Here is a 12205-nt window from a genome sequence, read left to right as displayed (position 1 = left end):
CAGGTAAGCAATGTTCGATGAGGGCAAATTGTGCTGGCGTGATCTCCATGTCCAATAGTTTAACCTCCCCAGCCACTAGCGTTAACAGGACCTACCGCATCAGCGAGCAATGGACCGCCACGCTGGCGGTGCGCAACGCCTTCGACAAGACCTACTGGGCCAACCTGGATTACCAGAACTACGGCGAGCCGCGGTTTGTCAGCCTGTCGTTGCGTTGGCGCTATTGAGGCGTTGCCGATGAAGCGGATGCGTTACCGGTAAGGCATCGCGGCCAGGGCCGCTCCTACAAGAGCGGTGCCGACCTGGCCGATACACCCAAAGCCGCACCCCCGTAGGAGCGGCCCCGGCCGCGACCTGATCCCGACACGTCTCAGCACACCCGAAAAGAACCGCCGCACCCTCGTAGGAGCGGCCCAGGCCGCGACCTTGTCCGGCACACCCTCGGTGCATCAACACAAGGCATCAACAACGCAGTCGCCCTACGCATCGGCTTTAAGAAATGCGCGCGTCTCGAAACAGGCGCCCCACGCCCGCTCAGCTCCGCAGGAACCTCGCGCGGCACCCGCATCAGCTGCGCATCGCCTCGCACCGCCTCCACCTCACGGCGCCACGCAGGCCTCGTCCTTGCCGCGCAGTTTCTGCCAGCGCGAGCGCTCCTGCAGGCAGCGCCGATACGCTTCCGCCTTGGCGGCGGCAGCCTGCTCGGCGGCGGTGCGGGTGGCACTGCTGCGCTGCGCCTGCAACTGCGCGATCTTGGCGCGGATCTGCGGCATCGCCGCCATCGCCGCACGCTCGCCTTCCAGGATGGCAGCGCCACGCTGGTTGAAATCGGCCGAGCCGATCTCGTTGACCTTGGGGCGGATCACCACATCGGCACGCTTGAGTTCGGCCTCGCCCAGGCGCTGGCCCATGATCGAGATCGACTGGTTGACGGTGCCGAGCAGATCGCCGGGATTCTTGCCGCTGGCCTTGCTGGAAATATCCACCGCCACCACGAATTCCGCACCGAGCTGGCGCGCCGCATCCACCGGCACCGGGCTGACCACGCCGCCGTCCACATAGTGGTATTGGCCGATGGTCACCGGCTCGAACACGCCGGGAATGCTGCTGGACGCGCGCACCGCCTGGCCGGCATTGCCGCGCACGAACACGCTGCGTTCGCCGTCTTCCAGCCGCGTGGCGACCGCCGCGAACGGCTTGCGCAACCTGTCGATCGGCTTGCCGCCGAGCTGTTCGTTGACGTAGTCCTGCAGCTTCTGGCCCTGCACCAGGCCGCCGGAGAAGATCCGCACATCGCGGATGCTGGTCTGGTCGAGCGCGACGGCCTTTTCCTGCATCTGGAACGCATCCATGCCGCTGGCATACAGCGCCCCGACCACACTGCCGGCGCTGGTGCCCGACACCACCACCGGCGCAAAGCCGTTGGCCTCGAGCATCTTGATCACGCCGATATGCGCAAAGCCCTTGGCCGCGCCGCCACCGAGCGCCACCCCGATCTTCACCGGCTTGGGCGCGCCGGCAGACGGTGCCTGCACCACCGGCGCCGGTGCCGCCGGGCGCGGCTCGCCACCGCAGGCGCAGAGCAGACCGAGCATGGACAACAGGGCAAGCGAACGGGGGCGGCGGAGCGCAGTCATGGCGAAAACGTCGATGGGAAAGGCGAGGGAGAATACACGCGTGCCGTCACGGTGGCGCTGATGGTTGGCGTGCGTGGAGACTGTTCAGAACGGCATCGTTTGCAGGCGTTGCACTTGCCTTGTCCCGGTGAGAAGGACGAGCCGGTGCATTCGTCCAATGACCGCAGCCACCTGCACGCAGCACGGAACCAGAGCCGCTCTCCCCGCGGGGTGAGAAGGCACCGCACGCGCGCCATGGCGCGCGTGCCTTGGAGTGCCCGCGCCGCAAGCGCGGCCGGGGCGCGGAGCGGAGTGAGGGTACGCAGCCGCGCCGCATGGGAATGAGACCGCAGCAGGCTTCGCCCTTCCCCTCATCCGGCGCTACGCGCCACCTTCTCCCGGCGGGAGAAGAGTGCCAGCACCCACCCCATCAAAACCGGTTGTCGCCATCCAACAACCTTCCCAGGCCGCCCAGCACCGAGCCTTCGCCGCGTTGCTGGCCGCCGGCCTGCGGGGCGGCCTGCAGCATGCGGCCGGCCATGCGCGAGAACGGCAGCGATTGCAGCCACACCTTGCCGGGGCCGGTGAGGGTGGCCAGGAAGACGCCTTCGCCGCCGAAGAACATGCTCTTCAGCCCGGCGACGCGGCGCACGTCCATGTCCACGCCGGCGTGGTAGGCGACCACGCAGCCGGTGTCCACATCGATGCGTTCGCCGGGGCCGAGTTCGCGTTCCACCACGGTGCCGCCGGCATGCACGAACACCCAGCCGTCGCCTTCGAGCTTCTGCATGATGAAGCCCTCGCCGCCGAACAGGCCGGTGAGGATCTTGCGTTGAAACGCGATCCCCAGCGACACGCCGCGGGCGCCGGCCAGGAAGCTGTCCTTCTGGCAGATCAGTTGCCCGCCGTGCTCGGACAGGCGCAGCGCCAGCACCGTGCCCGGATAGGGCGCGGCGAATGCGACCCTGGCCTTGCCGCTGCCGGCATGGGTGAACACGGTGGTGAACATGCTCTCGCCGGTGACCACGCGTTTGCCGGCCGACAGCAGCTTGCCCATCAGCCCGCCGCCGCCGCTCTGGCCGGCATGCGAGCCGTCGCCGAACACGGTGTCCATCTGCACCGCGGCGTCCTTGTACATCAGCGCGCCGGCCTCGGCGATGGCGCTTTCGCCCGGGTCCAGCTCGACCTCGACGAACTGCATGTCGTTGCCGACGATGCGGTAGTCGATCTCGTCGGCGCGCCCGGCCGCGCCGGTCAGCGGCGGCGGCAGGCCGCTGCCGCCCTGCAGCTCGGCCAGCTGGCGGGCCGGGGTCCAGCCATCGAGTCCGTCGCGCCAGGCCAGCGCGTCGGGTTGGCGCTGCGCATGCGCGCGGGCGCCGGCAGCGTCGAGCGGGCCGATGCGATCGGCCTGTCCGGGAACATGGAAATACCACTGGGCCATCGGGACGACTCCTGTCTGTGCGTGCGCCGAGTCTAAGCGCAGCCGCGGTGACGGCGTCCCGTGTCCAAGGTCATGCCTGGAGGGCGCGGTTGGCCGCGGTTGTGGCCTGTCCGGAACGCGTCGCTGCCGGCTGTCGCCGCGCAGCTTGCGCAAGGCTCCGGGCTGCGCGCGCGGCCCGGCGGGTGGCGCTTACTCGCCCACCGTCGCCCAGTAGCGCTCACCGTCGCGCTGCACCCGCACCGGGCCGCCGAACACGTCCGACAGGCTGGCGTCGGTGAGCAGCGCATCGCGCGGACCATCGGCCACGACGGTGCCGGCACGCAGCAGGATCACCCGTGCGATTTCCGGCACGATTTCCTCGATGTGATGGGTCACCAGGATCAGCGTGATGCCTTGCCGGGCCAGGTGACGCATGGTGTCGAGCAGGTGCTGGCGCGCCACCAGGTCCAGGCCGGTGGACGGCTCGTCCAGCAGCAGCGCCTGCGGGCGGTTGACCAGTGCGCGCGCGATCAGCACGCGGCGGGTCTCGCCGGCCGACAGTTCGGCAAATTGCCGGTCCAGCAACGGCAGCGCGCGCGCCAGGGCCAAGGCCTCCCGCGCCCGCGCGCGCATGTCGTCGCTGATCTCGCGATGCGGCGGCACCACATAGCTGGCGAAGAAGCCGGACAGCACCGCGCGCTCCACATCCAGCCCCGGCATGTCGGCCAGGTTGACGCTGAGGTCACCGGTGACGATACCCAGCTGCGAGCGCAGGCGGTCCACCTGCCAGCGCACCTGCCCGAGCACTTTCACCGCTGCCTGGCCGTCGGCGCGCACCAGCGGATACAGCTCGCGGGTGATCAGTTTGATGAAGGAGGATTTGCCGCAGCCGTTGGGGCCGAGGATGGCGGTGTGCTGCCCCAGCGCGATGCGCAGGCTGAGCGCATGAAGCACCCGCACCTGGCCGCGCATCACGCTGGCCTGGTCGAGCTCGATCAACGGGAGGGCGTTGGCAACAGCAGCAGGATCGGTGGACATTTCGGCAGTAACCGTCATACGGGTGACATCAGGCGCAGTGGGAAGGGGAGCGTGTGAACCGCTTTAGAAATGTAGGGCGCACCCTACGCATCCGAAGGGTGAAGTTTGCCGCCATCGCCCCCATCATGTCTGCATCGACCCAACCCGATGGCGCCGCTGTGGAGATGCCGATGTTGTCCGACCCGATCATCGACGTGCTGACTTCCGGCGTGGCCGGGCTGGGCGTGTGGGGCATGCTGGCGGTGCTGCTGGTGTTCACCCAGCTCACCATCTTCGCGGTGACCTTGTACCTGCATCGCAGCCAGGCCCATCGCGGTGTGGACTTCCATCCGGTGGTGGCGCACTTCTTCCGCTTCTGGACCTGGCTGACCACCTCGATGATCACCCGCGAATGGGTGGCGATCCATCGCAAGCATCACGCCAAGGTCGAGACCGAGGAAGACCCGCACAGCCCGCAGACCAAGGGCATCCGCCAGGTGTTCTGGCGTGGCGTGGAGCTGTACCGCGAAGCGCGCGCGCAGCGCGCCGACATCGAGCAATACGGCAAGGGCGCACCCACCGACTGGATCGAGCGGCATCTGTACACCTCGCATGCCAACGCCGGCCCGATCGCGTTGCTGGTGATCAATGCCGTGCTGTTCGGTTTGCCCGGCATCGCGCTGTGGGCGATCCAGATGGCGTGGATTCCATTCTGGGCCGCCGGCGTGGTCAACGGCCTGGGCCACTGGTGGGGCTATCGCAATTTCGAGTCGGCCGACACCTCCACCAACCTGACGCCGTGGGCGTTGTGGATCGGTGGCGAAGAACTGCACAACAACCACCATGCCTTCCCGAGCTCGGCGCGGTTTTCGATGCGGCGCTGGGAGCTGGACATCGGCTGGGTCGCGATTCGCGGGCTGCAGGCGATCGGTCTGGCCAAGGTGCTGCGGGTGGCGCCGTCGCTGGATATCCGCCCGAATATCGCCGTGCCCGATGCCGATACGCTCAAGGCGCTGTTGTCGCACCGCTTCCAGGCCATGACCGACTACCAGCGCAACGTACTCAAGCCGGCGCTGCGCGAAGAGGCGGCCGCCACCGGCGCCAAGCTGCGCGAGTTGCTGCCGCGCCGCCTGCGTAAGGGCTTGGTCGATGACGGGCGCTGGCTCAAGCCGGACGCGCGTGCGCAGTTGCAGGCATGGGTGGCGCAGCGCCCACGGATGCGCACGCTGGTCGAGTACCGTGCGCGGCTGACCGCCGTGCTGGAAGCGCGCAGCCACGATGCGTCCGAACGGCTCAGGCAGTTGCAGCAGTGGTGCCACGAGGCCGAAGCCAGCGGCAATGCTGCCCTGCAGGCGTACGCGGCGCGGCTCAAGGGATATGCGCTGAGTGGTGCGTAAGCCGGGCGGTAGCCGCGCTGTGGCGCGTACACGCGCAACGCGGGGCGTCGCCGTGCGTGGCGTGGTGATCGCATGTCTTGCATCGCTGCCTGCCGCCGCTGTGCAGGCCCAGGTGCAGGACAGCCAGCAATATCTGCAACGCATGGATACCGATGGCGATGGACGGGTCAGCCGCGATGAATATCTGGCCTGGATGAGCTATGCCTTCGACCAGCGCGACCTGGATCATGACGGCGTGCTGCAGGGCGATGAGCTGCCTGGCCGACGCGGCAAGCCGATCACCCGCGCCGCGCATCGCGCCACCCTGATCGAGCGTTTCGCGCGGCAGGATGCCAACGGCGACGGCTACCTGAGCGCGCGCGAATTGCTGGCGCCGCCACGCTGATGCGCGCCTTCGCGCGCGTCTGACGCTGCGTTCGGCAAGCTCAAGCGCATGTTCACTCTCGACCAGGTCAGCCGCCGCTACGGCCAGGCCATCGCGCTCGACGCGGTCTCGCTGACGTTCGCCAGCGGCATCACCACCGCCTTGATCGGTCCCAGCGGCGCCGGCAAATCCACCGTGTTACGCATGCTGGTCGGGCTGGAGTGGCCCGACGGCGGCACGGTCGCCTTCGACGGCACGCCGTTGCAGCGCGCCAATCTGCAGACGCAGCGGCAGCGCATCGGTTACGTGATCCAGGAGGGCGGCTTGTTTCCGCATCTGGATGCGCGCAGCAACGTGACCTTGCTGGCGCAGACGCTGGGCTGGACGCGTGAGCGCATCGCCGCGCGTCTGCAGACGCTCTGCGCGCTGTGCCAATTGCCAGTGGAATTGCTGGCGCGCTACCCGGCCGAACTCTCCGGTGGTCAACGCCAGCGCGTGGGCTTGATCCGTGCGCTGATGCTGGATCCACCGGCCCTGCTGCTGGACGAGCCGCTGGGCGCGCTCGACCCGATCGTGCGTTACGACCTGCAGGCGCAGATGCGCGAACTGTTTGCGCAGCTGGGCAAGACCGTGGTGCTGGTGACGCATGACGTTGCCGAAGCCGCCTATCTGGCCGACAGCCTGGTGCTGATGCGCGCCGGCCGGGTGGTGCAGCAGGGCAGTGCGCGCAGCCTGCTGGAGCAGCCCGCCGATCCGTTCGTGCAGCGCTTTCTCACTGCGCAACGCAGCATTGGCGATGCCGCATGATGGCGCGTGCGCTCGTCGCCGCGATCTTGTTGATCTGCAGCCTCGGCGTGCAGGCCGCGCAGGTCACCGTCGGTTCGAAGAACTTCACCGAGGCCGTGCTGCTGGGCGAGATCGCCACCGCCGCCGGGCAGCGCGACGGCGTGGACGTGCAACACCGCGCGCAGCTCGGTGGCACGCGCATCCTGTGGCGCGCGCTGGAGACCGGGCAGATCGATGCGTACGCCGAATACACCGGCACGCTGGCGCAGGAACTGCTGCAGCTGCCCAAGGCCAGCCAGGCCGAACTACGCGCCGCACTGGACGCGCGTGGACTGGCGATGACCGACTCGCTCGGCTTCCAGAACACCTATGCCTTCGGCATGCGGGTCGAGCGTGCGCAGGCGCTTGGCATCGCCTCGATGTCGGATCTGGCACGGCATCCGGCGCTCAAGATCGGCCTGAGCAACGAATTCATGCAGCGCGCCGATGGCTGGCCGGGCGTGCGCGCCGCCTATGCACTGCCGCAGGCCGCGACCGGGCTGGATCACGATCTGGCCTATCGCGCGCTGCAGAGCGGGGCGATCGAGGTCACCGATCTGTACAGCACCGATGCGGAAATTCCGTATTACCGGCTGCAGGTGCTGCGCGACGACCGCCATTACTTTCCCGACTACCAGGCGGTGTTCCTGTATCGCAAGGACCTGGCGCAGCGCTCGCCGGCGATGCTCAAGACATTGCAGGGGCTGCAGGGACGCATCGACGAGGCGACCATGCAGCGGCTTAACGCACAGGTGAAGCTGGAGCGTCAGTCCGAGGCGGCGGTGGCTGCGCAGTGGCTGGGCGTTGCGCCGGCATCGGCAGCCGACTCGCGCCTGGCGCGTCTGCTGCGGCATACGCGCGAGCATCTGGCCCTGGTCGGCATCTCGCTGGGCTTTGCCTTGCTGATCGCGTTGCCGCTGGGCGTGCTGGCGGCACGGCGGCCACGGCTCGGGCAGGTGGTGCTGTCGTTGACCGGCGTGCTGCAGACCTTGCCGTCGCTGGCGGTGTTCGTCTTCATGATTCCGTTGTTCGGCATCGGCGCCAAACCGGCGATTGCCGCGTTGTTTCTCTACAGCCTGCTGCCGATCATGCGCAACACGCATGCCGGGCTGACCTCGATCCCGCGCGAGTTGCGCCAGACCGCCGAGGCGATCGGGCTGCCGGCATGGACGCGCCTGTGGCGGGTGGAACTGCCGCTGGCGCGTCGCACCATCGTGGCCGGCATCCAGACCGCGGCGGTGATCAACGTGGGCACCGCCACGCTGGGTGCGTTGATCGGTGCAGGCGGCTACGGCCAGCCGATCCTCACCGGTATCCGCCTGGACGATATCGGCTTGATCCTGGAAGGCGCGATTCCTGCGGCGGTGCTTGCACTGATCGTGCAGGCGGTGTTCGAAGGCCTGGAGCGCTGGGTCACCCCGCGTGGGCTGCGCATCCGCCAGCGCGGCTAAGCCCGTAGGAGCGGACCAGGCCGCGACCGGGCTTGGCCGGTAACGCCACGTCGCGGCCGGGTCCGCTCCTACGTGTCATGCGGCTGGCAGCGCTGCGATCAGGGTCGAGAGCGCATCCTCGTTGACATTGACGTGTGGTGCGATCCGTAGGCGTCCGTGCCGGCGTGTGCAGATCGCCCCGCGTGCGCCGAACGCGGTCGCCACCGCATCCAGCCGGTTGGCTGGCGGCTGCAACGCGGTCAGATGCGCCGCGTGGGCGGGCGTGCACCAGCTGCGCAGACCGCGTGCCTGCAGGGCGGCGTCCCAGCGCGCGGTGAGCGTACCCAGCGCCTGCGCGATGCGCGCCGGTTGCCAGGCAGCGACCTGCTGCAAGGCCACCGTCGCCATCGCGATCCGCAATGGATCGGCGACGCCGCCGGCATCGAACCGGCGCGCACCGCTGCGATAGGACGGCGCCTGGGCGACCGGAAATTCCCAGCTGCTGCCGGCATCGCGGCCGATCCAGTGTTCCTCGATCGGCACCCCATGCGCCCGCCATTGCGGCGCCACCCACAGCCAGGCCAGCCCCATCGGCCCCAGCAACCATTTATGGCCGACGCTGACCACAAAATCCGGCCGCCAGCGCGGCAGGTCGGTCGGCAGCACGCCCAGGCTCTGGCTCAGATCCAGCACCAGCGCCGCACCGCGTGCGTGCACCGCGGCGCTGATGCGGTCCAGATCCAGCTGTCGTCCATCCAGCCAGTACGCATGCGGCAACGTGACGATGCGCAAGGCAGGTGTCTGGGCAATGGCCTGCAGCACCGCCGTGGTCAAGGCATCGCCACCGGCAGTGGACACCGCCACGATATGCGCACCCACCTCGGCACAGCGGCGCTGCCAGATCAGCAGGTTGGAGGGGAACTGGCCTTCCAGCAGCAGCACCGCCTCGTCGCGTTGCAGCGGCAGGTTGCGTGCGGCAGTCGCCAGGCCGTGTGCGGCCGAGGGCAGCATCGCCACGCCGTCGGCATCGTCGTCGAACAGGCCTGCAGCGAGCCTGCGCAAACGCTCGATGTCCTGCAGCCAGGCATCGAACGGCAGCTGCCACGGGGTGGCCAGCGCATCCACCGCCTGATGCGCGACCGTCTGCACCGCGCGCAGCAGCGGGCCGCGCGAAGCGGCATCCAGATAGGTGATGTCGCCAGGTAACGCAAATGCCTGCTGGCGGCGTTCCCAGTCGACGGGCGCGGGGAGCAGGCTGGACAGGGAAAAAGAAGACATGGCGACAGCTTACCGCTGGCTGCCACGCTGCCGACACGGCGCGTTCACGGGCGCTCCTCAAGCATATGGCGATGTCTGCACTCTCATCTCTGCTGGGCCACCACCAGCAACAGCAGCTGACGCTGCTGGAACGCTACGCGCAGACCCGCGCGCTGAGCGATCGCCTCGCCGCACCCCTGAGCGCTGAAGACGCGATGGTGCAGAGCATGCCCGACGCCAGCCCCAGCAAGTGGCATCTGGCGCACACCACCTGGTTTTTCGAACGCTTCGTGCTGCAGGCCGATCCGGCCTACCGTGTGTTCGACCCGGCCTGGGATTTCCTGTTCAACAGCTACTACCAGAGCGTGGGCCCGATGCACGCGCGCGCGTGTCGCGGGGTGTTGTCGCGGCCGTCGTTGCAGCAGGTGCGCGACTACCGGGCCGCAGTCGATGCGCAGATGCAGCAGCGCCTGCGCGATGGGGTATTGGATGCGCAGGCCTGCACCATCGTGCAGCTCGGCATCCAGCACGAGCAGCAGCACCAGGAATTGCTGTTGACCGACATCAAGCACGCGCTGTGGAGCAATCCGCTGCAGCCGGCGTACCGCGATGCGCCGGCACCACCGGCGGCCGTCGCCAGCACGCTGCGCTGGCAGGCACGCGACGAACAGATCGTGGAGATCGGCGCAGCGGCATGGCCGCAGGCCGACACCTTCGCCTACGACAACGAGTCGCCGCGTCATCGCGTGCTGGTCGGCGCGCATGCGTTGGCGCATCGGGTGGTCAGCAACGCCGAGTTCCAGCAGTTCATCGACGCCGGTGGCTACCGCAGTGCCGGTGCCTGGCTCAGCGATGGCTGGGCGATGGTGCAGGCGCAAGGCTGGCAGCACCCGCTGTATTGGGACGCGGACGGACGCGAGTTCACCCTGGATGGCTGGCGCCCGCGCGACGCGCATGCGCCGGTCTGCCATCTGAGCCTGTTCGAAGCCGATGCGTTCGCGCGCTGGGCCGGCGCACGCCTGCCCACCGAAGCCGAGTGGGAACAGGCCGCCACCGGTGTGCCGGTGCAGGGCAATTTCGTCGACACCGACGCCTTGCATCCGCGCGGCGCCGATGCGGTGGATACCGGTCTGCAGCAGTTGTTCGGCGATGTCTGGGAATGGACCGGCAGCGCCTACCTGCCGTACCCCGGCTTTGCGCCGTGGCCCGGATCGTTGGGCGAATACAACGGCAAATTCATGAATGCGCAATGGGTGCTGCGCGGTGGCAGTTGTGCCACGCCGGCCAGCCACGTCCGCGCCAGTTACCGCAACTTTTTTCCCTCCGATGCGCGTTGGCAGTTTGCCGGCGTGCGCCTTGCCAAGGATCTGCCTTGAACGCCGCCGCCCATGCCATGCAACGCGCGCACGCCGCGCTGACCGACCTGCGCCCGCAACCGGACGACATCACCGCCGACGCGCTGGCCGGCCTGTCGCAAACGCCCAAGACGCTGCCGTCGAAGTACTTCTACGATGCGCACGGCTCGCAGTTGTTCGAGGCGATCACCCGGCAGCCGGAGTACTACCTCACCGGCACCGAACTGGCCTTGCTGGAGGCCAGCATGGCTTCGATCGCGCAGGCGATCGGCGCAGGCGTGCACGTGGTCGAATACGGCAGCGGCAGCGGGCGCAAGACCGAATTGCTGCTGCAGGGCCTGCGCGATGTGGTGGCCTACACGCCGCTGGAAATCTCGCGCACCGCCTTGCTTGAGAGCACCGCGCGGCTGGCGCAGCAGTTCCCGCAGATCCAGATGCTGCCGGTATGCACCGACTTCACCAAGCCGCTGCAGCTGCCGCAGGCGCAGCGCCCGGCGCGCCGGCATCTGGTGTTCTTCCCCGGTTCGACGCTGGGCAATTTCACCGATGCGTCCGCCGTCGAGTTGCTCGATGCGATGCGCCAGACCATGGGCAGCGACGGGTGCGCCCTGATCGGCATCGATCTGGACAAGGATGCCGGGGTGGTCGAGGCTGCCTACAACGATGCGGCCGGCGTCACTGCCGAGTTCACCCTGAATCTGCTGGCGCGGCTCAACCGCGAGATCGGCAGCGACTTTGACCTGGACGGCTTCCGCCACCATGCGGTGTATGCGCGCGCGCGCGGCCGCATCGAAACCTTCCTGATCAGCCAGCGCGCGCAGCGCGTGCAGGTGGGCGGCAAGGCATTCGAATTCGCCGAAGGCGAGGCGATGCAGGTCGAGTACAGCTACAAGTACACCGACGCGCGCTTTGCCGAACTTGCCGCCGCTGCGGGGCTGAAGGTCACCCACGGCTGGAACGATGCCAAGGACTGGTTCGGCCTGCGCGTGTTGCGCCCGCTCTGACCTGCGGCGTCTGGCGTGCAACGGATCGACGACGCGCAGATCGTCGCGACCATCCGCGCGCTGCTGGCGCGCCGGCTGCCTGAGCAATCGATCTGCCCGTCCGAGGTCGCCCGCGCGCTCAGCGGGGACCAAATGCGCTGGCGCGCGCTGATGCCGCAGATCCGCAGCGTTGCCGCCGATCTGGCCGGCAGCGACGTGGTGCAGGTCACCCAACGTGGCGATGTGGTCGATGTGCGAACTGTGCGTGGGCCGGTCCGCCTGAAACGCGGTCTGCATTTCGAATGACGGGTGGGCGCTGCATGCGCAGCACCGCTCGCGTGCGCGGCAGGAGCGCCTTGGCGAGCCGATCGTGACGCCGGCAGCCCATCGCCTCAGCCGGCACTGACCGCCGTCATGCGGCAAACGTGATCAGTCGACGCAGCAGCGGCCGTTGCGCGGCGTCTGTGCCACGACCCACCAGCCTGTCACTCCGCACTACCGGCAACACCTCATCGGGTCGGCGCGCAACGCGTTGATCCTG

The 12205-nt window shown here is 68.3% G+C and carries 12 protein-coding genes; 8 read left to right on the top strand and 4 right to left on the bottom strand.

The window, feature by feature from the left end; genetic code table 11:
• Positions 1-227, top strand: a 227-nt coding sequence (locus tag XarbCFBP7408_RS16325) for a hypothetical protein (protein WP_429001790.1), incomplete at its 5' end; no start/stop codon positions are given.
• A gap of 372 nt (positions 228-599) precedes the next feature.
• Here the strand turns inward: XarbCFBP7408_RS16325 and XarbCFBP7408_RS16320 are convergent.
• The 3 genes from XarbCFBP7408_RS16320 to XarbCFBP7408_RS16310 all read right to left on the bottom strand — a co-directional run bounded on the left by XarbCFBP7408_RS16320 (position 600) and on the right by XarbCFBP7408_RS16310 (position 4092).
• The gene (locus tag XarbCFBP7408_RS16320) at positions 600-1637 is read right to left on the bottom strand and encodes a patatin-like phospholipase family protein (protein WP_104563841.1); all 1038 of its coding nucleotides are present in this window, start codon (positions 1635-1637) and stop codon (positions 600-602) included.
• Positions 1638-2046: 409 nt separating this feature from the next.
• On the bottom strand, positions 2047-3057 hold the full coding sequence (locus tag XarbCFBP7408_RS16315; protein WP_104563840.1) for a TIGR00266 family protein: 1011 nt from the start codon (positions 3055-3057) through the stop codon (positions 2047-2049).
• A 189-nt stretch (positions 3058-3246) separates the two neighbouring features.
• Positions 3247-4092, bottom strand: a complete 846-nt coding sequence (locus tag XarbCFBP7408_RS16310) for an ABC transporter ATP-binding protein (RefSeq protein ID WP_104563839.1) — start codon at positions 4090-4092, stop codon at positions 3247-3249.
• Between the two features lie 152 nt (positions 4093-4244).
• On the opposite strand from XarbCFBP7408_RS16310, the gene XarbCFBP7408_RS16305 reads away from it, so the two are divergent.
• From XarbCFBP7408_RS16305 to XarbCFBP7408_RS16290, 4 genes are read left to right on the top strand one after another with little or no spacing between them, the layout of a single operon-like run.
• Entirely contained in the window at positions 4245-5450 is a 1206-nt protein-coding gene (locus XarbCFBP7408_RS16305; RefSeq protein WP_104563850.1) for a DesA family fatty acid desaturase, read from the top strand.
• Positions 5440-5835, top strand: a complete 396-nt coding sequence (locus XarbCFBP7408_RS16300; RefSeq protein WP_104563838.1) for an EF-hand domain-containing protein — start codon at positions 5440-5442, stop codon at positions 5833-5835. Before XarbCFBP7408_RS16305 ends, XarbCFBP7408_RS16300 begins: the two co-directional genes overlap by 11 nt.
• 48 nt (positions 5836-5883) lie before the next feature.
• Positions 5884-6621 (top strand): ATP-binding cassette domain-containing protein, encoded by a 738-nt coding sequence (locus XarbCFBP7408_RS16295; RefSeq protein ID WP_104563837.1) that lies wholly within the window; start codon positions 5884-5886, stop codon positions 6619-6621.
• Positions 6618-8090, top strand: coding sequence for a glycine betaine ABC transporter substrate-binding protein (locus XarbCFBP7408_RS16290; RefSeq protein ID WP_104563836.1), 1473 nt, complete (start codon positions 6618-6620; stop codon positions 8088-8090). Before XarbCFBP7408_RS16295 ends, XarbCFBP7408_RS16290 begins: the two co-directional genes overlap by 4 nt.
• A 75-nt stretch (positions 8091-8165) precedes the next feature.
• Here the strand turns inward: XarbCFBP7408_RS16290 and XarbCFBP7408_RS16285 are convergent, their stop codons facing one another.
• Positions 8166-9347, bottom strand: coding sequence for an aminotransferase class V-fold PLP-dependent enzyme (locus XarbCFBP7408_RS16285; RefSeq protein ID WP_104563835.1), 1182 nt, complete (start codon positions 9345-9347; stop codon positions 8166-8168).
• A 65-nt stretch (positions 9348-9412) separates the two neighbouring features.
• Between XarbCFBP7408_RS16285 and egtB the strand changes: the two genes are divergently transcribed.
• Genes egtB through XarbCFBP7408_RS16270 form a run of 3 tightly spaced genes read left to right on the top strand, consistent with a single transcriptional unit; the run spans position 9413 to position 11970 of the window.
• Complete coding sequence (gene egtB, locus XarbCFBP7408_RS16280) at positions 9413-10702, top strand: ergothioneine biosynthesis protein EgtB (protein WP_181106670.1); 1290 nt, start codon at positions 9413-9415, stop codon at positions 10700-10702.
• A complete protein-coding gene (gene egtD, locus XarbCFBP7408_RS16275) occupies positions 10699-11685 on the top strand; it encodes an L-histidine N(alpha)-methyltransferase (protein ID WP_104563834.1) in 987 nt (328 codons plus the stop codon). Before egtB ends, egtD begins: the two co-directional genes overlap by 4 nt.
• A gap of 15 nt (positions 11686-11700) precedes the next feature.
• A complete protein-coding gene (locus XarbCFBP7408_RS16270) occupies positions 11701-11970 on the top strand; it encodes a DUF3253 domain-containing protein (protein WP_104563833.1) in 270 nt (89 codons plus the stop codon).
• Positions 11971-12205: the final 235 nt, after the last annotated feature.

The sequence above is a fragment of the Xanthomonas arboricola pv. guizotiae genome, assembly GCF_002940205.1.
GTDB lineage: Bacteria > Pseudomonadota > Gammaproteobacteria > Xanthomonadales > Xanthomonadaceae > Xanthomonas > Xanthomonas arboricola_C.
This window is presented reverse-complemented; position numbering and strand designations above follow the sequence as displayed.